Raw genomic sequence first — 22,050 nt, 5'->3', positions numbered from 1 at the left:
ATTGCGATGCACCATTGTAAAAAGTTTTTTATTGCACTGCAAGAATTATTTGCGGCAACGCAACAAAAATATCAAAAACCCCATTTTTTGATTAAAAACAGGGGGTTGAGGGGCTAAATAAATTGTTTGCCAGGGCCTTTTTTAAGAAAAATTAGGCTAAAAACAATGAAAAAAACCACCCGAAGGTGGTTTCAAACTACTGGCGGAAGAGGCGGGATTCGAACCCGCGGTAGGCTATTAACCTACGCACGCTTTCCAGGCGTGTGACTTAAACCGCTCATCCACCCTTCCGTACAGCCATTGATTATACGTTTGCCGGAAGGGTCCACCTCTAAAAACCGATGTGACTACTTAAACAGACTCTTTGAGCTGATCTAAGATTGCCGGATTTTCAAGGGTTGAAGTATCTTGAGTCACTTCTTCACCTTTAGCAATCACACGCAACAAGCGACGCATGATCTTGCCAGAACGGGTCTTAGGCAAGTTATCACCAAAACGAACGTCCTTAGGTTTAGCAATTGGGCCAATCTCTTTACCAACCCAATTACGCAACTCAGTGGCAACTTTCTTGGCCTCTTCACCGGTTGGGCGACCGCCTTTAAGCACCACGAATACGCAGATGGCTTCACCAGTCATTTCATCTGGACGACCCACTACCGCTGCTTCAGCAACTAATGGATTGGCAACTAAGCAAGACTCAATTTCCATCGTGCCCATGCGGTGACCAGAAACGTTTAGCACATCATCGATACGACCAGTAATGGTGAAGTAGCCAGTCTCTTTATTGCGAATTGCGCCGTCACCTGCTAGATACAAAGTGCCGCCCAACTCTTCTGGGAAATAAGACTTGACGAAACGATCTGGATCACCCCAAATCGTACGAATCATGGAAGGCCATGGGCGCTTGACAACCAAAATACCGCCTTGACCGTTTGGAACATCAACGCCAGCCTCGTCCACAATTGCTGCCTGAATGCCTGGCAATGGCAATGTGCATGAGCCTGGAACCATTGGTGTTGCACCTGGCAATGGTGAAATCATATGTCCACCAGTTTCAGTTTGCCAGAAGGTATCCGCGATTGGGCAACGTGAACCACCCACATTCTCGTAGTACCACATCCAAGCTTCTGGATTAATCGGCTCGCCAACTGAACCCAAGAGGCGCAATGAGGAAAGATCATAGCTCTTTGGATGCACTGTTGAATCATTACTTGATGCTTTGATGAGCGAACGAATTGCTGTTGGAGCAGTGTAGAAAATAGTCGCTTTGTGTTTTTGGATCATGTCCCAGAAACGGCCAGCATTTGGATAGGTTGGAACACCTTCAAATACGATTTCAGTAGCGCCTACAGCTAAAGGGCCGTATGTAATATAGGAGTGGCCTGTTACCCAACCAATATCCGCGGTACACCAGAACACATCATTCGGCTTAATGTCAAATGTCCACTTCATTGTGAGGATTGCCCACAAGAGGTAACCACCGGTTGAATGTTGTACGCCTTTTGGCTTACCTGTTGATCCAGATGTGTACAAAATAAATAGTGGGTGCTCAGCACTAACCCACTCTGGCTCGCATGTAGCAGATTCGTTAGCAACAATTTCTTGCATCCATACGTCACGACCCGCAGTCATCGTGACTTCAGAGCCTGTACGCTTATTTACGATGACATGCTTAACCTTGCCGCACTCACCAGTAGAAAGGGCTTCATCGCAAATCGCCTTCAATGGCAATGATTTACCACCACGGAATTGACCATCAGCAGTAATCACTGCAACGGCACCGACGTCAATAATGCGATCACGTAAAGCTTGCGCAGAGAAGCCGCCAAACACAACAGAGTGAATTGCACCAATACGGGCGCAAGCTTGCATGGCAACGATGCCTTCAATAGTCATCGCCATATAAATAATGACGCTATCACCGGACTTGATACCCATCTTGCGAAGTGCATTTGCCATTTTGCAAACGCGCTCGAGCAAATCTTGGTAAGTTACATTTGTAACGGAACCATCATCAGCTTCAAAAATCAGTGCAGTCTTATTGCCGAGACCATTTTCAACTTGTCGATCCAGGCAATTGTATGAAGCATTTGTTGTACCATCTTCAAACCACTTATAGAAAGGCGCCTTAGATTCATCCAAAACTTTGGTGAAAGGCTTTTTCCAGTAAATGTTTTCTTTAGCAAGACGACCCCAAAAACCGTCATAATCTTTCTCAGCTTCAGCACAAAGCTTGTTGTAAGCTTCCATTCCAGGAATGGCCGCAGCTTTAACAAAGTCTGCAGGTGGGTTAAATACGCGGTTTTCTTGCATCAATGGTTCCATGCTTCACAGCCCTTCTATTTAATAATCAGTCGTCTTTTTCCGCAAAAATAGCGCAGAGTTAGGGGCATACACCCCCAAGAGCTAATAAGATAAGTGAAAACACGCTAGATTTGCTCTATGGCAAACCCTTAAAATAGAAGAAACCTTACAAAATTAAGCCCAAAATCATGACAAATATCAAACAAAACGACCTTATTCAAAGCGTTGCAGACGCATTTCAGTTCATTTCTTACTACCACCCAAAAGACTTCATCTCCGCTATGGGTAAGGCTTATGAGCTTGAACAAGGCGCGGCAGCCAAAGATGCGATTGCTCAGATTTTGACCAACAGCCGTATGTGTGCCGAAGGCCATCGGCCCATGTGCCAGGACACCGGTATTGCTGTCGTTTTCCTCAAAATTGGCATGAACGTTCAATGGGGCGACGCCACCATGAGTGTCACCGAGATGGTCAATGAGGGTGTTCGTCGTGCTTATATGAACCCGGATAACCCTCTGCGTGCTTCAGTTCTGACGGATCCAGCTGGTAAACGTAAAAACACGGGTGATAACACCCCTGCTGTTGTCCATTACGAAATCGTTCCAGGTGACGATGTTGAGGTCATCTGCGCTGCCAAAGGCGGTGGCTCTGAGAACAAGGCCAAGATGGTCATGCTCAACCCTTCTGATTCGATTGTGGACTGGGTACTCAAGACAGTTCCGACCATGGGTGCTGGCTGGTGCCCTCCCGGTATCTTAGGTATTGGTATCGGCGGCACACCTGAAAAAGCGATGTTGATGGCCAAAGAATCATTGATGGGTCCGGTGGATATTCAAGAACTGATCGTGCGTGGTGCGAAAACTCGCGCTGAAGAGTTGCGCTTAGAGCTTTACGAGAAGGTCAATAAGCTCGGCATTGGCGCTCAAGGCCTCGGTGGTTTAGCTACAGTTCTCGATATCAAGATCATGGAATACCCAACACATGCTGCCTCATTGCCAGTAGCGATGATCCCAAACTGTGCTGCGACCCGTCACGTGCATTTCCACTTGCATGGCGATGGCCCAGCGATACTAGAAAAGCCTTCCTTATCTGATTGGCCAGATGTGACTTGGACTCCAGACACCAAAAAATCCAAGCGTGTGAACTTGGATACCTTAACCGCCGAAGAAGTAGCCGGCTGGAAAGAAGGTGAAACACTGCTTCTCAACGGAAAAATTTTGACTGGTCGTGATGCCGCACATAAGCGCATTCAGGATATGCTCGCCAAGGGTGAAGAATTGCCAGTGAGCTTTAAGAATCGTGTGATTTATTACGTAGGCCCAGTTGATCCAGTTGGTGATGAAGCAGTTGGTCCAGCAGGCCCAACTACATCGACACGCATGGATAAGTTCACCGAGATGATGTTGGCCAAGACTGGCTTAATTTCCATGATTGGTAAAGCAGAACGTGGCCCTACTGCAATTGAGGCAATCAAGAAACATAAGTCTGCTTATCTCATGGCTGTTGGCGGCGCTGCTTACTTAGTCTCCAAAGCAATCCAAACGGCAAAGGTAGTTGGCTTTGCTGACCTCGGTATGGAAGCGATTTATGAGTTTGATGTCAAAGATATGCCAGTAACAGTAGCGGTAAGTTCTGCAGGCATTTCCATGCATGAGACAGGCCCAAAAGAGTGGCAAGCAAAGATTGGCAATATTCCAGTCACAATCGCTTAAGCAATTCATTACCGTTAGTTAAGCGACCTTTACTTGGCACTCATCGGGGTATTTGATTCTGGCGTTGGAGGCCTATCCATCTTGGATGAGGCTCTGCGCCAACTTCCCAAGCACGACTATATTTATTTAGCAGACTCGATCAACGCACCCTATGGAGAAAAGTCCAGCGAGTGGATCGCTTCTCGCAGTATGAAGCTATGTCAATACTTAGCGGCACAGGGATGCGATGCGATTATGGTTGCTTGCAACACTGCTACTGCTGAAGCTATTGCACGTATTCGCAATGAGCTTAGCAATATTCCGATCATCGGAGTTGAGCCTGGCATCAAGCCTGCAGCAATGCAGTCAGCTAACGGCATCGTTGGCGTACTCGCAACCGAGGCTACGCTCAAGAGTGACAAATTTAGCGCTTTACTGGCAACTCTTCCAAACTGCCAATTTGTAAAGCAAGCCGGCGCTGGTTTAGTTCCTCTAATAGAGGCGGGCCAAGCCAATGGTGAAGAAACCCTGGAATTACTCGCAGAGCATCTAGAGCCCATTCAGGATGCGGGAGCTGATACGCTTGTGCTGGGATGTACTCACTACCCTTTTTTGCGCAAAGCTATTCGCAAGTTATTGGGCGACTCAATTAACCTAATTGACACCAGTGATGCGGTAGTGCGTCAGCTTAAAAGAAAATTAGAAGCACAAGGAAAGCATTTGAATCATGATGAAAATGGTTCCATTAAATTTATCAGTAGCAAGGATGCAGAGCTTTTACATCGGATGGCCCAAGAGCTGATGCAATCCGACCTAGATCAACATCGTATTGAATCTCAACTGGTGGGCGCTTTTAAATGAGTGCATTTTTAGACAAACTCAACAGCCGCCTGCCTTTTGACAAAACCGAGCGCATCATTATCGGTATCGTAGTTGCATTACATCTACTATTTTTAATTGGCTTTCAGAGCGGAATGAAACCCGATCATGAAAATAACTTAGATGATGCGCGAGTGATGGCAAACCTAGTGAGCCCTGAGGCTGCGAAGCAGCCTCAAGCGACTCCAGCAGCCCCGCCTCCAAAACCAAAGCAGGAGCAGAAGAAGAAAACCGTGGATGAGAAATCCACGCAGGCACCAACGCCGCCACAAACTCAACAACAGACCGCAACCCCACCAACACCTCCGCAAACCAAGAGTGAATCACAGACCCCGAATGCCACGGTTGCCCCTGCCACCACCTCTGGTTCTAGCGGCACACCAATTCAGACTGACATTGGTAAACTGGTTGTCGTCTATCAGCCTGATGCAGATGCGTACTACCCCTCCTTCTCCAAAAGATCTGGTGAGCAAGGTGAAGTAGTAGTTCGATTGATCATTGATGAATCTGGCAGTGTTGAGGATGTTGCCTTATTACGTTCGAGCTCATTTCCTCGATTAGATCGAGCAGCAACAGAAATTGGTCGACGTTATCGCTTCAAACCATTTTTAGTCAACGGCTCACCGCAAAGAATTTCTACCAACCTTTTAATTAAATTTAATTTAAAGAATTAATATTATGAATACACCATTTGGCTTAGCAAATCTCTGGCTCGAAGGCGATGCCATTACCCGCTTTGTGGCAATTGCTTTATTAGTCTGCTCAATCGTAACCTGGGTAATTTTGCTATCTCGCTATTGGGACTTGCGTAACCTGCGAAAACTGAAGCCTGAGCTTGATCAATTTTGGCGCGCTACTTCATATGACCAGGGTTTAAATGCCTTCACTAGTCATGTTAGCAACCCTTATTACCAGATTGCTAAAGCCGCCAGTCTTGCCTCTTCCCATCACCAAAGTCAATCCACAAATCATCGTGAGCTTTTACAAACACTAAACTATTCTGAGTGGATGGCCAGAAGCCTGAAGAACAGCATCGATGGAATTTCAGCCAACCTTCAAAAGGGCCTCACCTTCCTTGGGTCAACAGGAGCAACTTCACCATTTATCGGTTTATTCGGAACTGTATGGGGTATCTACCACGCCTTAATCGCGATCAGTAGCTCAGGCAGCGCACAAATTGATCAAGTTGCTGGTCCTATTGGTGAGGCACTCATCATGACTGCCCTAGGCCTAGCGGTAGCGATTCCAGCGGTGCTAGGATTCAATGCCATCAATCGTGCCAATAAATTATTGGTCGCCGATCTCAATCGGTTTGGGAATGATCTGCTCGCTTACTTTGTAACTGGCGCCCGCGTGAAGTCCGGAGAATAAATATGTCTTTTAATCTTCAGAACGATTCCGAGGAAAGCGGCATCATGGCCGAAATTAATATGACGCCGATGGTGGACGTCATGTTGGTGCTTTTAATTATCTTCATCATCACCTTGCCAGTCATTCAGCAAGCTGTCAAAGTAGAGTTGCCAAAGGCTAATAGCGTACGCAATGAAGTAAAGCCAGAATCAGTTCAACTCTCGATTGATGCTCAAGGTCAAATATTTTGGAATAGCACACCTATTAATTTAAAAACATTTGATGGCTATGCAGAGAAGGCTGCCCAGAAAGAACCGCAACCAGAAATCAATTTACGCGCAGATAAGTCTGTGAAGTATGAGTATGTTGCACAAGTTTTAGCAGCATCGCGCAGAGCTGGTTTAACTAAGCTTGGATTTGTAACTGAACCGAACTAAGGTTTTTTAGCTGGTCTGCACTGCTCTTGATAGGTCCTAGCACCCTCCCCGAGGGTTGCGGAGAGAATTCCACCTTTTATAGTCTCCGCTTTTCTCAACTGACCAGTGGCGCGATTAATAGTGATCGCTGTGATGACTGAACCAGGCCCATACTGGACACCGTCAAAGCTTTCTGGTGGAAAGTGTGCCTCCATTGAAATGAGCACCGTGGATTCGGTAATGAGGACATTCTTAATCGTTTGCCTGCCAAACTCATCCGATTGATCGAGATCTCGATCATCAACAAATACTTTTGCTTTCTCTTTTTTTGAGGCTGGAGTAACTTTTAACTCATAGGTTTCGGTGTAATTCTTTTCCGTACGCTCACAAGTAAAAAATAGTGAGTCAGCAGCCAAACTGGGGGCGGCATAGAGAAGCAGGAAAAGAATGTGGAGGTATTTCAAGGATGCCTGAAACAATCGATTGGTGCCCGAGGCCGGAATCGAACCGGCACGACTTTTTTGAGTCGGCAGATTTTAAATCTGCTGTGTCTACCGATTTCACCACTCGGGCTCGCACGAGCAATGAAGCCGCACTAAATAAATCAAGACAGTCAAAATTTTAGCATGCGAGGCTCATTAGGGGCTGGAAGTCTCTATTCATCTTGCCAGAGCTTGTAACTACGGTAAACCCACTAAACTATTCCCATGAAAATCTCCAATCCAAACCCAGGCCTTAAAGCTCTATTTAAAGCCATCTTTTGGCTGGGTTCTACTGCCCTAGTATTGATCATCGCAGCCGGAATTGTCTATCTCGTTTCAGCTCAAACCAACCCCTCTGGTAAACGGATCATAAAAACCCTTGGAAATTCCGTTGCGATTAGTTTTGATGAGAGTGATATTCCACATATCCAGGCAAAGAGTTCAAGTGATGCGCTCTTTGCTTTGGGCTATTTACATGCTAGCGAACGTTCTTGGCAAATGGAAATTAACCGCCGACTATCCAGCGGGAGACTCTCTGAAATTCTTGGAAATGAAACTGTAGCAATTGATCGCTTTATTCGCACCCTAGGAATTAAGCATGCAGCCGAAAAACAATTTGATCGCTACCCTATTGCCACCAAACGATTACTGCAATCCTACGCGGATGGAGTCAACGCTGGCAATACCCACTTGGGTTGGGCTCTACCGGTTGAATACTATTTAACTGGATCTAAACCAGGTCACTGGTCCCCTACGGACAGCGTGGCATGGATGTTGATGATGGCACTTGATCTCGGTGGTAATTGGCATAAAGAATTGCAGCGCCTTGAACTTTCGCAATTTTTAACAACCCAACAAGTATGGGAAGTAATGCCGGCATACACACCAGGCGATCCGGTGAGCAACGTTGACTTCGCCAAAATGTATCGGGACATCAATGTTTTTAATCCAAACCCACTCGCACGAGATCAAAAGTCGAAGAAGCTACCTGCAACTGAATTAGCCATCACTGAAGTACCAGGTGGTAAGGATGGAGTTGGATCCAATAACTGGGCACTCAGCGGAAAACTCACGACATCTGGCAAGCCTTTGCTTGCGAATGATCCACATCTAGGCTTATCAGCACCAGCGATTTGGTATATGGCTCACATGGAGGCTCCGGGTCTGAATGTGATTGGCGCCACCCTGCCCGGCATTCCGGCAGTGGTACTAGGTAGAACTGATAAGTTCGCTTGGAGTTTTACGAATACCGGTCCAGATGTTCAGGATTTATATATCGAGCAGTTGGATCCCAAAAATCCTGGGGTCTATCGAGGCCCCGAGGGACCACTTCCTTTCAAGGTCCGCCAAGAAATCATCGATATCAAAGGCCAGCCCCCACTTCGCTTTTTAGTCAAAGAGACTCGGCATGGCCCTGTGATTTCAGAATCCTACGCGCGGGCCAAGCGAGCAATTGATACGGATCGCTTTGCACTGAGCTTACGCTGGACTGCTCTGGACATTGAAAATCAATCTGTTGCCGGCTTGTTAGATATGAATCATGCCAAAGACTTAGATACATTCAAGCAAGCTCTCCGCAAAAACTATGCTCCCATGCAAAATGTTGTGATGGCAGATGTAGATGGAAATATTTCACTGCAGACAGCTGGTGTTGCTCCTAAGCGCACCTTGCACCACGGGCTATATGGGGTAGCACCTGCACTGAGCTGGGAAAAACAATATGACTGGACCGGATACGTCCCTTTTGATCAACTGCCGAGTAGCAATAATCCAGACACAAACTGGATAGCAACAGCCAACCAAAAAATATTGTCTAACAATGATCCCAACCCGCTGACTGGGGACTGGGATTTGCCAACCCGCTACGACAGAATTGTGGAGCTCATTAAAGGCAAGTCAGTGCATGACCTCGCTTCTATGAAATCAATGCAAGCAGATACCCTCTCTTTGGGTGCCACACCCTTATTGGAATTATTTAAGTCCGCCCAATCAAAACATCCTTTAGCGCAACAGGCCATTGAACTCAGCAGAAACTTTGATGGTGATATGAAAATTGATAGCACCGGTGCACTCATATTCAATGCCTGGGCAGATCAGCTATCAAGAAAACTCTTTTCACGTTTGGCTTATTTGTTTACTGAAAATTATGGGGCGCGTAACTTTAGACAACCCTTGATTTTGCAATTACAAAATCCTGATAGCCCTTGGTGCAACGACCCCCGAACCGAGCAAATTGAAACTTGTGCGGACACTTCCAATGCAGCATTTGATAATGCACTCGAGCAACTCAGCGCCCAATTTGGCAATAACCCTAAAAATTGGGCTTGGGGTAATGCACACATTGCCGTCTCAGAGCACCGCCCCTTCAGCAAAGTTCCGCTCCTTGGAAGTATGTTTAATTTGACGCAAGCATTTCCTGGGGATAGCTTTAGCATCAATGTGGGGCGCCTCGAGCTTTTAAGGGCTGAGAATCCTTTTGAAACTAAGCAGGCCCCCAGCCTTCGGACACTCTTTGATTTATCCGATTTAGAGCAATCTCTCTTTATCTATCAAACCGGACAATCTGGCTGGGTGCAGAGCAAGCTCTATCGCAATATGAGTGGACTTTGGGCTCAAAATGACTATCTCCCGCTACAAATGAAGCCCAAAAAAATTAGCCGGCAACTGGATCTGAATATTAAGGAAAAATAAGCTGGGGAGTTTAGAATAAGGTTTGCAGACCTAGTTTGGGTTTAACCGATTGAATGACATTGCTATTTAATATGAAAAAATTACACGCACTCACTATTTTTACTACTCTCTCCCTGCTGCCATTCTCCAGTAGCTTCGCCGAGTGGAAGGAGTTGGGATCGAATGAGGTCATGGTAGTTTATGTAGACCTCGATACCGTTAGCGCTTCTGGCGAAAAAGCACAAATTATGTCAATGCTGGATTTTAAAAAGCCTGGTATTAATCCCAAAACAAAGCAGCCTGTGAGCTCAATCATCGGCATCAATGAATATAACTGCCCAGCTATTAGCTATCGCCCAATCGAATACAAAGAGTTCGCTGGCAACAAAGGTAGCGGCAAAGTAATTTCAGATAACAAGACTCCAGATAGTGAATTTGAACCCGTAGTAAGCGAGTCATGGGCGGCAGGAGTATTTAACGTTGTCTGCCAACGTAAATAATGACATCCCATTGAATGCAAACCTAAGCAGACCAAACCCATCGGGCTGGTCTGCTTTTTGCTTTTATCTCAGTATCACTCTTGGGGGTGCCGTTCTTTGTCTCAGCATGGTGGGCTGTGCAGCCCCTCTTTTAGCCCTTGGCAGTTCGGCAACCAGCGTAGCCAGCTCTGCTGGAACTGCTGCTGTCTCCTTAGCAGCAGCTAACCCGTCAACTGCTGTCAGCGCCGTCTCCACTGTAACCACCGGAAAATCTCCCTTGGAGCATGCTGCCTCCGCGGCCACCAAACAAGATTGCAATTTCCTCAATGCATTGGGACCTAAACCCATTTGCAGCGATATTCCCATTCCCACAATTAAAGATATGAGTGAACCTTATCCAGGCCCTGCAGATAGCCTACCCACTTCTAAATAAGCAGTCTAAAATTAGTCCTTACAAGCAATCCCATCTACTAAAGCTATGACCACAGAAAATTACTACCTCACGCTTACCTGCCCGAATCGACCAGGCATTGTTGCCGCAGTTTCAACCTACATCTTTGAATTAGGTGGTGATATTGAAGAGGCTCAGCAATTTGATGACAAAGCATCTAAACGCTTCTTTATGCGTGTGAGCTTTAGCTGTAGCGCTGATAGCAAAACTTTGAGAACTGGCTTTGTAGAGATCGCCAAACGTTTTGATCTTACTTGGGACTTACGAGCTGTTAAAGATTTAAAGCGCGTATTGATCATGGCATCTAAGCTAGATCATTGCTTGGTAGATCTGCTCTACCGCTGGCGTATCGGCGAATTACCAATGATTATTTGCGGAATTGTTTCTAACCATCCGCGTGAGGTCTATTCTAGTATTGATTTTGCCGACATTCCTTTTTATCACCTCCCAGTAACCCCGGATACTAAGCCGGCACAAGAAGCAAAGCTTTTAGAGATCGTTGCCAATTCGAAAGTAGATATGGTGATTTTGGCGCGCTACATGCAAATTCTGTCAGATGACTTGTCCACTAAATTATCTGGCCGCTGTATTAACGTTCATCACTCATTCTTACCTAGCTTTAAAGGTGCTAAGCCTTACCATCAAGCTCATGCCCGTGGCATTAAGTTGATTGGCGCAACAGCGCACTTTGTTACCAGTGATTTGGATGAGGGTCCGATTATTGAGCAAGACGTCACTCGCGTTACTCATGGTGATACGCCTGAAGACTTAGTTCGTAAAGGTCGTGATTTAGAACGTACCGTACTTTCACGTGCTCTTCGCTATTACTTGCATGATCGCGTTTTGATTAACGGTGCAACTTCTGTAGTCTTCTCAGACTAGGCAACGCTTTATGGGCGGACCCCTGGGGTTTCCAGGGGCATCCCTCTAGCTCGCCATATCAGGAAGAGTTCTAACTGAGCCATCTCCTTCGAGCCATACTCGAACTGCTTAGCGCGCACACCGCTCATACAATTACGCAGACGTCTTTGCAACGAGCCCATTGTCTGCCATTCGATTCGGTAAATTGGGTAGGCGGTTGGATGCCCCTGAGGAATGAGACTTCCTCCCAACTTCAATCCAGCCCGATCTTGATGGCATTGCGCACAAGATAAATTGAGCTGACCCATTCTTTCATGAAAGATTTGGCGACCTTCTTGAAGATCTTTTTTATTCTGTGGTGTTTCTTGAATGGCAATAGGCAAGCCCTTGGATTGGGTCGCCACAAATGTCGTTAAGGCTAACAATTCTTTGCTTTCATAAGCAAATGTTGGAGCCTCCTGCCGTGATGTACGACATTGATTGATTTGCCCTTCTAAAGTTTGCAATTTTCCTTTTTGCACCTTAGGAAACTGCGTTGCCACACCAACCATCTTACGACTACTATCGCCGTGACAAGATGCACAAGATACATTCTTTTTACCCGTATTTTCTTTCCAAAGACTATGGCCATCCATTACCCAAAATAAGGCAGGGTTGAGATTTGGGTCATCTTGCATAGCCTGGTTCTCTGGAGTCATCAGTTGATAGCTTGATTGCCGAACATCCTTCGCAGGCTCAGCAAGACTGGAATCAACCCCAAGTAGGATGGCCAAGATTGGCAATACTCGGCAACAAAAAATGAAAAGATTCACGAGACAGTAATTTGTGCTTGGTTGACTGCCTCATAACCATCATCTCCCACCCATTTGAACTCGAGGGTTCCAGACGCTACTGCAATAGTGGTAAAAATAATGAGCGGGTTTGCGCCAATGCCTGGGTAAAAATCCGCCCTAAATACTTCCTCACCGTTGTACCTGCAGGTAAAGAGGCGAATGATGTCGCGAGGAATTCGCTTACCATCTTCAGAATACCGGTAGCCTGTCTCCATATCATGCTGTGCGATTGCTCGAATTTCGATAATAGAGCCTTTTTTTGCCTGAGCTGGCATCGTAATGCCTGTACGAGAGGTCTTGCTCATATCATCTCCGTACAAGCAGAAAGTGTCACCAAGGTGTCGGCATATCCTCGCCAAAAGCTGCCATCACTCATTTGCGCGATAGCCCATACCCTTTGCGAATCAGCCAACCTCACTCGAGTAGTTAACTCAGCGCGGCCAGAGCGAGGCGTGAAATAGGCAGTAAAAATATTCGGGAATGGATTTGCCTCTGAGATTACATGAACTGCCTTCACGTAATTATTTGCTGTCATAGGACTCTCTATGGATAGCTTGATAACCACCAAATTGCCGCTCTCAACTAAAGGCGGAATTACAAGATTCACCCGGCCATCGCGTACAGAATTTGCGCCGATAATTTTTTCAATAGCTTCCATCGCCTCTGGCTTTTTGGCGACAGTCAAGCCTGGCATCATCCAAGTTGATAAACCCAAAAGACCAAGCGCAGATAGATACATGCGCCGACTCAGCTTAATAGTATTTGTACTTAGTTTTAGATCCATCATATTAATTTGATATTCATGAGTTAATTACCTAGTAGCATGATCTTGAATGCTGATTAAGAATGCAACAACATCTTCTATCTGCTGGCTAGTAAGAATAGTTTCATCGACAAACCTTGGAGCCACTCGATTCAATCCAGTGGTTCGGTAATACGCAGGCATGATGCTTTCTGGGTTTAAACGGCTTGGGTCGACCAAGCGAGCACGCAATTGAGCCGGGGTAAATTGCCCCACACTATCACTTAAGTGGGGTGCAAGATTCCCCTGAAATCGCTCTTCGGGAAAGGGCCCGCTATGGCATAACAAACATAGGCCAACTTGACGACTAGCCACAATGGCGCGCCCCCTAGAAACATCACCCGGAGAAGAGCTAAGGGGATTCATAATCGAATCCCCCGCCCACGTTTGGGAGAGCGCTGAGCAAGGCAAGAAAAGAGTTGATATCCCTAGCAATAATGCTGCTAGCGTAAGCCTCATTCCTGCTCGCTCATAGCTAATTACCCCATCCTAATTGCTAATGTGATTAAACCAACTTGATACCGCTATTTTTCAATGGAACAGTGCGTAGGCGCTTACCTGTCGCACGGTAGATCGCGTTGAGTACTGCTGGGGCTGCAACAGCAATCGTCGGTTCACCAACGCCACCCCAGTCTTTGCCACCACCTTGAATAATGATGGTTTCAACCTTGGGCATCTGCGAAAGACGAATGGAGTTAAAGGTATCGAAGTTTTTCTGTACAACCGCGCCCTTCTCAATCGTAATCTCTTCCTCGAATAGAGCAGACAAGCCGTAAACAAACGAACCAGAGACTTGACGCTCAACTTGCGCAGGATTAACCACATAACCCGGATCTGTTGCAGCGACAATGCGATGAATTTTTACCTCATTGCCATTGGTCACGGAAAGCTCGCAAGCAGCAGCAACGTAACTACCGAATGAACGCATCTGTGCGAGACCACGGAAAACACCTGGTTTTGCAGGCTTAGTCCAGCCAATACCATCAGCAACTGCATTGAGAACGGCTACAGCACGCGGATATTTTTCCATATGCTTACGACGGAACTCCACTGCATCCATACCTGCTGCTTCAGCCATCTCATCCATAAAGGTTTCGAGGAATATGGCATTTTGATTGACGTTCACCCCGCGCCAGAAACCTGGTGGCACATGGTTGTTGCGCATTGCATGATCAACCATTAAATTTTGGAAGCTATACGTAATGCCATGCTCACCTGCAGCATCTAAGCCTTGAAAGACAACAGGATCTTTGCCTTTATTGGCAGCAACCACTGCAGGACGTACGGCTGCCAAAATAGATTGACCAGATAATCGGATATTTAGGCCAGTGATATTTTTCTTGTCATCTAGTCCAGCAGTCATTTTGCACATCATGACTGGGTGATAACGGCCCTGCGTCATATCTTCCTCACGAGTCCAAATCAACTTGATTGGTGTACCTGGCATTTGCTTAGCAATATTGACGGCTTGGGTTGTGTAATCTTGAAAAGCGCCACGGCGACCAAATCCACCACCCAGATTTACCTTATAAGCATTACATTTTTCTGCCGGCAAGCCAGATGCCGCAATCACAGCTGCAAGAGTAGCTTCACCATCTTGCGTAGGAACCCAGGCTTCACAAGAATCTGGCGTCCACTTGGCAGTGGCCGTTTGTGGCTCTAGAGTTGCATGGTTTAAGAATGGATAAAAGTAAGTTGCCTCAATTGTTTTGGCAGCATTACTAATGGCTTCTTTAGCATCACCATTAGAGTTGCCTATGAAGGTGTCGTTCGCAGTCAGGCCCTCTTCTAGCATCTTCTTAATGGAAGCACTAGAAACATCGCCATTAGCGCCGTTGTCCCAAGTGATGTTGACAGCATCTAAACCAGTTTTTGCCTGCCAAAAAGTTTCTGCAATCACTGCAATAGCGGTGTCACCTATTTGAACCACTTTCTTTACCCCCTTCATGCTGGAGGCTTTAGTGGCATCGTAGCTTTTAACCTTGCCGCCAAATACAGGAGACTCTTTGATAGTAGCAACCAACATCCCAGGCAACTTCAAGTCAATGGCATAGACCTGCTTACCGGTGACTTTATCAGCCGTTCCATCAATTCGGTTGACTGACTTACCAATTACAGTCCAATCTTTTGGATCTTTAAGCGCGATCTCTTTTGGCACGTCTAATTGGGATGCAGCAACAGATACTTTTCCAAAGGTAGTTTTGCGACCAGATGGAGTGTGTGTAATCACGCTATCTTTCGCAACGCACTCAGATGCAGGAACACTCCATTGGTTTGCCGCAGCTTGAACGAGCATGATGCGAGCAGCTGCACCACCTTTACGAACATACTGCTCAGAAGTACGAATACCGCGACTACCACCAGTTGAGTAGCTGCCCCATACTTTATTGCGCTTGAGGTTTTCGCTAGGTGATGGGTATTCATAAGAAACTTTTTTCCAGTCACATTGCAATTCTTCTGCAACCATCTGTGCCAAACCAGTAATAGTGCCTTGCCCCATCTCAGAGCGCACGATGCGAACAACAATGTCATCATTTGGCTTAATTACCACCCAAACACCAATCTCTGGTGTTGCAAGCGGGGCCATAGAAGTTGTACCCGTTCCCATGGCAGCGTTAGCACTGGAGATGAAAGAGAAGTCAAAGCCAATTGCTAGGCCAGTTGCAATAGCGCTTGAGCCAACAATAAAGTGACGGCGTGAAGTATTTGTAATTGCTGTGTTAATAATTTTGCTCATGATCGTTCCTTATGCCTTGCTCACAGCATGAATAGCATCACGCACTTGTTGAAAGGTTCCGCAACGGCAGATATTGGTGACTGCAGCATCTATCTGCGCATCAGTCGGCTTCGGGGTCTTCCGTAACAAAGCAGTAGTTGCCATCACCATGCCAGACTGACAGTAACCACATTGAGGCACTTGATTGTCGACCCAAGCTTTTTGTACTTTCGAGAGCTGGCCATTTTTTTCCAGGCTTTCGATAGTTTCGATTTTTTTACCCTCAGCCGCACTAACTGGAACCATGCAACTACGAATTGCTTGGCCATCAAACAACACAGTGCAAGCCCCGCACTGACCTACACCGCAACCATATTTGGTACCAGTTAAGCCAACATGATCTCGGATCGCCCATAACAAAGGGGTATCAGGATCAACATCTACCTTGTACTTTTTACCGTTGACGTTTAAGTCAGCCATGTGCGTTCTCCTCAGTGTTTTTATATTCAAGCCTTCACCAACAGATAAAGACCCTGCTTTTGTTGTGATTATCTTAACGAAGAAATAACTTATTGCTTTGCAACATATATTGCTGGGCAGTAAGATCGACATATGATCTCCGGCCTCGTTCAAATTCTTCTATTTCAAAGCCTGGGTGAGCTGGTTTCCAAATTTGCCCTCCCAACTCTTCCAGGCCCCGTGATTGGCCTAGTCCTTCTGATTGTTTGGCTGGTACTTCGCAAAGGCATAAATCAAGATTTAGCCATGGTGGCAGATGGCTTCAGCCAATACCTTGGTCTCTTATTCGTGCCGGCAGCAGTAGGGGTGGTGCTATTTTTACCCCAACTTAAAGCCAATGCACTGGCTATTGTGAGCGCCTTAGTGGGTAGCGTTATCTTGACAATCGCCACAACGGCAATCGTTGTCCGCTTTTTAAGTGCAAAACACCAAAGCACTGAATCATGAGTGAAAAGCACTCCATCGTAGAGATTTGGGTTTACCTCTCCGCTAGCCCTTTATTTGCCCTCTTTATTACCCTAGCAGCCTATCAAATTGGTCTCTTAATCTATAAAGCGACTAAACAGAATCCTCTGGCAAACCCAGTAGCTATTGCCATCATCTTGGTGGCTAGCATGATTCAATTGATTGAGATGCCCTATGCAACCTACTTTGAAGGTGCGCAATTTATTCACTTCTTATTGGGCTCAGCCACGGTGTCACTAGCCATACCAATATATAGAGGACTTAGTAGTCTTAAGGGTAGATCATTTCCCTTGCTGGCATCTCTAGTTGCAGGCGGTCTGGTATCCATTATTAGCGCCGTCAATATCGCCAAACTATTCGGGGCAGACTCCAGCATTACTGGCGCCATGTATCCCAAGTCGGTAACCGCACCAATTGCCATGGGTATCGCTGAACGTATTAGCGTATCCCCAACTTTGACTGCTATCTTTGCCGTCACCACCGGAATTCTGGGGGCTATTTTGGCGCCCTTTATTCTGAATGCTTTGGGTATGAAAGCATGGTGGCAGCGTGGCTTTGCGATTGGTATTGGCGCTCACGGCATTGGTACCTCGAGAGCATTTAGTATTCATCCTGAGGCAGGCACTTATGCCAGCCTCGCCATGGGCATGAACGGCGTAATTAGTGCGGTTGCTATTCCGATTTTGTATCACATCTTTAATTAAGAAAATTTCAAATTATGTTGATTTCTCCTCCTTATAGTGGGGCACGTGCCCCAGTGCTAGCTAAGAATGCTGTTGCTAGCTCACAGCCTTTAGCAACCCAAGCTGGTATTGAAGCTCTGCAGCATGGTGGCAATGCGGTTGATGCGGCTTTAGCAACCGCAATCACACTCACCGTAGTCGAGCCCACCATGAATGGTCTCGGTGGAGATGGCTTCGCCTTAATTTGGGATGGCAAAAAACTCCATGGCATGAATGCCTCTGGTCGCGCACCCGGAGCATGGACGCCAGACTATTTTTCAGGCAAAGCTGCCATGGATTTGATTGGCTGGAATACCGTAACCGTACCAGGTATGGTTTCAGGATGGATTGAGTTATCTCGTAAATTTGGCAAGCTACCGTTTGCGCAACTTTTTAAGCGCGCAATTGATTATGCAGAGAACGGTTTTCCAGTTTCGCCGGTGATTGCTCGGCAATGGCGCGAAGCAGTTCCGATCTTAAAGAATCAACCAGGCTTTAGTGAATCTTTTTTGATCGATGGCAAAGCCCCGGTTGCTGGCCAAATATGGCGCTACCCGGCTCAAGCAAAAACACTTCGCGAGATTGCCGAGACAGAAGGTGAATCTTTTTATACCGGTAAGTTAGCGCAAAGCATGGTTGACTTCGCACAAAGTACTGGCGGTTGCTTCACTATGACTGACTTTGCAAATAATCAAACTGAATGGGTAGAACCTTTGGCCTTTGATTATGGTGAATACACCCTCCATGAAATTCCACCCAATGGCTCGGGCATCGCTGCACAAATGGCGCTGGGTATTTTGCAGGCTGCTAATGTCAAACAATATCCTGCCAATTCTGCGCAACGAATTCATCTTCAAGTAGAAGCAATGCGCATTGCTTTTGCCGATGCCTATGCCTATGTATCTGATGCGAGCTCGATGAAGGTGCCAGCAAGCGCCCTATTAGATAGGGATTATTTAGCTAGCCGTGCTGCACTCATCAATCACAATCAAGCAGGTAGCTATGGTGCGGGGGATCCTCATGCTGGCGGCACTGTTTACCTCTGTGCTGCAGATGAATCTGGCATGATGATTTCTTATATTCAGTCGAACTTTAAGGGCTTCGGTTCCGGAGTGGTTGCTCCCGGTGGTATTGCATTCCATAACCGCGGCATGAGCTTTAGCCTGACTGATGGGCACCCCAATCAGGTAGCACCAGGTAAGCGCCCTTTCCATTCCATCATTCCTGCATTCTTAACAAAAGGCAATCAACCCACCATGGCGTTTGGTGTGATGGGTGGCAATATGCAGCCACAAGGACACATTCAGTTTGTCATGCGATTTGTTGATGAGTATCTCAATCCTCAATCTTGCTCTGATGCGCCCCGCTGGAGAATTGATGATCTTGGCAAACTGACGGTAGAAGCTTCTATGCCCACAGCAGTAGTTGAAGGCTTGAAAGCGCTGGGGCATGAAGTGACTGTGATGCCGACAAACAGCCTGGACTTTGGTAGCGCCCAAGCTATTGCGCTATTGAGTGAAGAAACTAAAGATGCCTACATTGCTGGTAGCGATCATCGCCGTGATGGATTGGCGGCGGGATTCTAGATTTCCAACTACGGCGAAAAAGTTGCCTGCAATATATCGAGACTAGCTCTCAATGTTTTATTGCTGACTGCGCCTAATCTTTTGACTAGGTGGGCCTTATCTATTGTGCGAATCTGATCCAAGAGGACTAAACCTTTTTTACCATCGTGTGTAATCGGCACGCGATAGGATGCTGATCTTCCTTTTGTGGTCATTGGCGCAATAATCACAGTTCGCAAAAAGTCATGCATCTCTTGCGGAGATACAACAATGCATGGTCGAGTCTTTTTAATCTCACTTCCCATAGTTGGATCTAGATTAATTAACCAAATATCTCCGCGTGAAACGATACGTTTTACCAAACCCAATCCTCATCAGCTTCATTCATAAAGTCGCCCAACACTAATTCGTCTTCACCAGCCTCGGCAATGGCTCTTGAATCCTCAGCCCAACCTTCACGGGGCTTTTTTTTGGGTTTACTTAATACGAGCCTGTCACCCTCAATCACCAAGTCAGCCTGATCATCAAATCCTACCTGTTCAAGGATAGCCTTAGGAATAACCACTCCACGAGAGTTACCTATTTGACGGATTTGAAGATGCAACTGTTTTTTCATAGTAATAACAATGTTATAACTATTTTATTGCAAAGTCAAGGCTTGATAAGGATTAACCAGGCAAACAGTTGAGATAGAAACGCTTCACCTCTTGGTCACAGCTCACATCCTTGGGCTGTATGGGTCGCTCTAGGGTGATCCCTTCAATTGAGGTGCAGCGGCTGAGGGCTACATAGACCTGTCCAGATGCAAATGCTCCCGACGAAAGATCTACTTTGATCTTATCGAGCGTCTTGCCCTGGCTCTTATGGATAGTGACAGCCCAAGCTAGCATTAATGGAATCTGTATAAAGGTGCCGATGATGTTTGGTGAAATCTTTCCAGACAACATGTCGTGGTCATAGCGATAAGATTCCCACTGATGGCCTTTTACTTCAACCGTATTGGAGTAAGGACCGTTCTGCACCATGACTTTCACACTATTGGGTAACAATTCACGCACTACTCCGATTGTGCCGTTGACCCAACGCTTAGGGAAGTTACTATCGGTCGCGGTAAACATGACCTTGGCACCCACTTTTAGCGTGAGGTGATTTGGCGATGGCAAATTACGATCATCCACATTGAACTTACCTGTGCTATTGCCGGTATAGACCTTGGCATCGGTTGTTAATGCTCGCAAGCCTGCGCCGTTAATTTGATCTGCGCGTGCGTTAGTTGTAGTCAGCGTAATTGTTTGATCATCTACTTCTGGTGCATTTTCAAAGCACTGCTCATTCAGAATATTGAGCGCCTCACCAATATCTTGATTAATCCGGATCTGATTGAGAAGTCCTGCAAAGTGGGCATCCTTCTGACGGAAGATCTTAGACAACTCCACCATCGTCACATCTTTACGATGCAAAGCCATCGCGCAGAAGAAATAAGGACCTTCATAGCCACGCTCAGCTAGCACCTGCATATCCGCCTGGGATACCACCGGCGGCAATTGAAACAAATCCCCCACAAATATCACCTGAATGCCACCAAAAGGTTGGTTCTTATGAGGACCATTGGCACGCAGAAACAAATCCATTGCATCAATCACGTCTGCTCTCACCATGGAGATCTCATCAATGATGAGCAGTCGGATATCTTTATAGAGGCGCTTATCTTTTAAGGGCTTGATATCTTCTTCTGGAAAGATCAAGCGTGGTGGCAAACGAAAGAAAGAATGAATCGTGACACCCTTCACCTGTAATGCAGCTACACCAGTTGGCGCCACCACCACGACATTACCTGGAATGTTCTCACGCAGATAGCCAATTAAGGTGGTCTTGCCGGTACCCGCCTTACCGCTAACAAAGATATAAGGGTCATGACGTTCGATGGCGTCAATTACGTCCTGATATTCAGGAGTAATTTCAATAGCGGATGGGTCTACTACAGTATTGGTCATCCCCTATTGTTTCATGGGATCAACTAACGCAGCGAAAGCCGATATAGACCACACCGATATCTGCCGACTTGGACTCCACATCAGACTCTTTTTGTCTTTCTGGTCCATACCACCAGGAAGCGCCCCGGGTAATGAAACCGCCATGACGCTCAGTTGCTGTCCACTCCCAAACATTGCCGCCCATATCTAATATGCCATTCACTCCAGGTTTTGTGGTGCCAGCAGGTACATGACCAGTGCCGCGATTTAACGCACCTGCTGGTGCTACACCCTTGTAATCGCCACAACCATTCAAGCAATGGGAGACAGCCGGGGTGGCCCCACCTGGAAAGGGATAACGTTGACCTTTGGTATAGCCAGCAGAAGGAGTCTCTCTTTGTTCCATAAACGCCGCAGAGATCCATTCAGCATCAGTCGGTAAACGTTTGCCATAGAAGCGACAAACAGAAGCAGCTTCGGATTGATTGAGATGCACTGCCGGCTCAGTGGCTTTTGGTTTAACACCATAAGGAGTCTTCCAAGTCCAGCCAGGTTTTGTAACAAAGCCAGACTCGTAAGAAAGTCCGCCGCCATTTTTCTCTGCTTGACTTACAAAACCAGTGGCATCAGCAAAAGTTTTGACATCAGCAATGGTCATCTCGGTTTGATCCCAAGATACAGATCCGACTTTAACCACAGGAATAGTCGATACAGGCGCGCTATTTGCGGGCGCAGATCGCAACATGAAATAGATCGCGATAGCAGACAGCACTAAGCCAAACAGAATTGGGAGAATATCGAATTTTTTCATCAGAATGATCTCAAAAATAAAAGGCTCCACGAAGGGAGCCTTAGGATAATGCAATATTCGG

General features: G+C 46.5%; 24 protein-coding genes and 2 tRNA genes. 12 read left to right on the top strand and 14 right to left on the bottom strand.

The window, feature by feature from the left end; genetic code table 11:
- Window positions 1–200 precede the first annotated feature (200 nt).
- A tRNA-Ser gene (locus GQ359_RS03545) sits at window positions 201–291 on the bottom strand.
- Between the two features lie 60 nt (window positions 292–351).
- Window positions 352–2,325 (bottom strand): acetate--CoA ligase, encoded by a 1,974-nt coding sequence (gene acs / locus GQ359_RS03540; protein ID WP_215387584.1) that lies wholly within the window; start codon window positions 2,323–2,325, stop codon window positions 352–354.
- 167 nt (window positions 2,326–2,492) lie between these two features.
- Here acs and GQ359_RS03535 point away from each other — a divergent pair, with 167 nt between their 5' ends.
- The 5 genes from GQ359_RS03535 to GQ359_RS03515 are packed head-to-tail and all read left to right on the top strand — an operon-like array spanning window position 2,493 to window position 6,661.
- Window positions 2,493–4,016: a fumarate hydratase gene (locus GQ359_RS03535; protein ID WP_215387582.1), complete on the top strand. Its 1,524-nt coding sequence runs from the start codon at window positions 2,493–2,495 to the stop codon at window positions 4,014–4,016.
- A gap of 33 nt (window positions 4,017–4,049) precedes the next feature.
- The gene (gene murI, locus GQ359_RS03530; RefSeq protein WP_215387580.1) at window positions 4,050–4,856 is read left to right on the top strand and encodes a glutamate racemase; all 807 of its coding nucleotides are present in this window, start codon (window positions 4,050–4,052) and stop codon (window positions 4,854–4,856) included.
- Window positions 4,853–5,548, top strand: a complete 696-nt coding sequence (locus GQ359_RS03525) for an energy transducer TonB (protein ID WP_215387578.1) — start codon at window positions 4,853–4,855, stop codon at window positions 5,546–5,548. The genes murI and GQ359_RS03525 overlap by 4 nt, the downstream gene beginning before the upstream one ends.
- A 4-nt stretch (window positions 5,549–5,552) precedes the next feature.
- Window positions 5,553–6,245: a MotA/TolQ/ExbB proton channel family protein gene (locus tag GQ359_RS03520; RefSeq protein WP_215387576.1), complete on the top strand. Its 693-nt coding sequence runs from the start codon at window positions 5,553–5,555 to the stop codon at window positions 6,243–6,245.
- A gap of 2 nt (window positions 6,246–6,247) precedes the next feature.
- The gene (locus GQ359_RS03515; RefSeq protein WP_215387574.1) at window positions 6,248–6,661 is read left to right on the top strand and encodes a biopolymer transporter ExbD; all 414 of its coding nucleotides are present in this window, start codon (window positions 6,248–6,250) and stop codon (window positions 6,659–6,661) included.
- On the opposite strand, the gene GQ359_RS03510 is transcribed toward GQ359_RS03515, so the two are convergent.
- Window positions 6,658–7,104: a hypothetical protein gene (locus GQ359_RS03510; RefSeq protein ID WP_215387573.1), complete on the bottom strand. Its 447-nt coding sequence runs from the start codon at window positions 7,102–7,104 to the stop codon at window positions 6,658–6,660. The genes GQ359_RS03515 and GQ359_RS03510 overlap by 4 nt on opposite strands.
- Before the next feature lie 20 nt (window positions 7,105–7,124).
- Window positions 7,125–7,213: transfer RNA gene (locus GQ359_RS03505), tRNA-Leu, on the bottom strand.
- A gap of 134 nt (window positions 7,214–7,347) precedes the next feature.
- On the opposite strand from GQ359_RS03505, the gene GQ359_RS03500 reads away from it, so the two are divergent.
- From GQ359_RS03500 to purU, 4 genes are all read left to right on the top strand, one after another.
- On the top strand, window positions 7,348–9,813 hold the full coding sequence (locus tag GQ359_RS03500) for a penicillin acylase family protein (protein WP_215387571.1): 2,466 nt from the start codon (window positions 7,348–7,350) through the stop codon (window positions 9,811–9,813).
- A 71-nt stretch (window positions 9,814–9,884) separates the two neighbouring features.
- Window positions 9,885–10,292, top strand: a complete 408-nt coding sequence (locus GQ359_RS03495) for a surface-adhesin E family protein (RefSeq protein ID WP_215387570.1) — start codon at window positions 9,885–9,887, stop codon at window positions 10,290–10,292.
- A complete protein-coding gene (locus tag GQ359_RS03490; protein WP_215387569.1) occupies window positions 10,273–10,704 on the top strand; it encodes a hypothetical protein in 432 nt (143 codons plus the stop codon). Before GQ359_RS03495 ends, GQ359_RS03490 begins: the two co-directional genes overlap by 20 nt.
- 45 nt (window positions 10,705–10,749) lie before the next feature.
- Window positions 10,750–11,604 (top strand): formyltetrahydrofolate deformylase, encoded by an 855-nt coding sequence (gene purU / locus GQ359_RS03485; RefSeq protein ID WP_215387567.1) that lies wholly within the window; start codon window positions 10,750–10,752, stop codon window positions 11,602–11,604.
- A gap of 8 nt (window positions 11,605–11,612) precedes the next feature.
- On the opposite strand, the gene soxA is transcribed toward purU, so the two are convergent.
- The 6 genes from soxA to GQ359_RS03455 form a co-directional block, all read right to left on the bottom strand.
- A complete protein-coding gene (soxA, locus tag GQ359_RS03480; protein ID WP_251367921.1) occupies window positions 11,613–12,395 on the bottom strand; it encodes a sulfur oxidation c-type cytochrome SoxA in 783 nt (260 codons plus the stop codon).
- Window positions 12,392–12,721 (bottom strand): thiosulfate oxidation carrier complex protein SoxZ, encoded by a 330-nt coding sequence (locus GQ359_RS03475; protein WP_215387566.1) that lies wholly within the window; start codon window positions 12,719–12,721, stop codon window positions 12,392–12,394. The genes soxA and GQ359_RS03475 overlap by 4 nt, the downstream gene beginning before the upstream one ends.
- On the bottom strand, window positions 12,718–13,155 hold the full coding sequence (locus GQ359_RS03470; protein ID WP_251367920.1) for a SoxY-related AACIE arm protein: 438 nt from the start codon (window positions 13,153–13,155) through the stop codon (window positions 12,718–12,720). The genes GQ359_RS03475 and GQ359_RS03470 overlap by 4 nt, the downstream gene beginning before the upstream one ends.
- Window positions 13,156–13,227: 72 nt before the next feature.
- On the bottom strand, window positions 13,228–13,584 hold the full coding sequence (soxX, locus tag GQ359_RS03465) for a sulfur oxidation c-type cytochrome SoxX (RefSeq protein ID WP_251367919.1): 357 nt from the start codon (window positions 13,582–13,584) through the stop codon (window positions 13,228–13,230).
- Window positions 13,585–13,723: 139 nt separating this feature from the next.
- Entirely contained in the window at window positions 13,724–15,955 is a 2,232-nt protein-coding gene (locus tag GQ359_RS03460; RefSeq protein ID WP_215387562.1) for a molybdopterin cofactor-binding domain-containing protein, read from the bottom strand.
- 9 nt (window positions 15,956–15,964) lie between these two features.
- A complete protein-coding gene (locus tag GQ359_RS03455; RefSeq protein ID WP_215387560.1) occupies window positions 15,965–16,414 on the bottom strand; it encodes a (2Fe-2S)-binding protein in 450 nt (149 codons plus the stop codon).
- A gap of 132 nt (window positions 16,415–16,546) precedes the next feature.
- Here GQ359_RS03455 and GQ359_RS03450 point away from each other — a divergent pair, with 132 nt between their 5' ends.
- Genes GQ359_RS03450 through GQ359_RS03440 form a run of 3 tightly spaced genes read left to right on the top strand, consistent with a single transcriptional unit; the run spans window position 16,547 to window position 19,226 of the window.
- A complete protein-coding gene (locus GQ359_RS03450; RefSeq protein WP_215387559.1) occupies window positions 16,547–16,900 on the top strand; it encodes a CidA/LrgA family protein in 354 nt (117 codons plus the stop codon).
- Window positions 16,897–17,622 (top strand): LrgB family protein, encoded by a 726-nt coding sequence (locus tag GQ359_RS03445; RefSeq protein WP_215387558.1) that lies wholly within the window; start codon window positions 16,897–16,899, stop codon window positions 17,620–17,622. The genes GQ359_RS03450 and GQ359_RS03445 overlap by 4 nt, the downstream gene beginning before the upstream one ends.
- A gap of 14 nt (window positions 17,623–17,636) precedes the next feature.
- Window positions 17,637–19,226: a gamma-glutamyltransferase family protein gene (locus GQ359_RS03440; protein WP_215387557.1), complete on the top strand. Its 1,590-nt coding sequence runs from the start codon at window positions 17,637–17,639 to the stop codon at window positions 19,224–19,226.
- A gap of 8 nt (window positions 19,227–19,234) precedes the next feature.
- Here GQ359_RS03440 and GQ359_RS03435 read toward each other — a convergent pair whose 3' ends face one another.
- Genes GQ359_RS03435 through GQ359_RS03420 form a run of 4 tightly spaced genes read right to left on the bottom strand, consistent with a single transcriptional unit; the run spans window position 19,235 to window position 21,989 of the window.
- Window positions 19,235–19,555: a type II toxin-antitoxin system PemK/MazF family toxin gene (locus tag GQ359_RS03435; protein WP_215387882.1), complete on the bottom strand. Its 321-nt coding sequence runs from the start codon at window positions 19,553–19,555 to the stop codon at window positions 19,235–19,237.
- 5 nt (window positions 19,556–19,560) lie between these two features.
- Window positions 19,561–19,821 carry an AbrB/MazE/SpoVT family DNA-binding domain-containing protein gene (locus GQ359_RS03430; protein ID WP_371822457.1) on the bottom strand — a complete coding sequence of 87 codons (261 nt, stop codon included), beginning with the start codon at window positions 19,819–19,821 and terminating at the stop codon, window positions 19,561–19,563.
- Window positions 19,822–19,873: 52 nt separating this feature from the next.
- On the bottom strand, window positions 19,874–21,199 hold the full coding sequence (locus GQ359_RS03425) for an ATP-dependent RecD-like DNA helicase (RefSeq protein WP_215387555.1): 1,326 nt from the start codon (window positions 21,197–21,199) through the stop codon (window positions 19,874–19,876).
- Between the two features lie 19 nt (window positions 21,200–21,218).
- Entirely contained in the window at window positions 21,219–21,989 is a 771-nt protein-coding gene (locus tag GQ359_RS03420; RefSeq protein WP_215387553.1) for an SUMF1/EgtB/PvdO family nonheme iron enzyme, read from the bottom strand.
- Window positions 21,990–22,050: the final 61 nt, after the last annotated feature.

The sequence above is a fragment of the Polynucleobacter sp. AM-7D1 genome, assembly GCF_018688455.1.
Classification (GTDB): Bacteria; Pseudomonadota; Gammaproteobacteria; order Burkholderiales; family Burkholderiaceae; genus Polynucleobacter.
The sequence above is the reverse complement of the archived record's forward strand: the minus strand, read 5'-3'. Positions and strand labels throughout refer to the sequence as shown.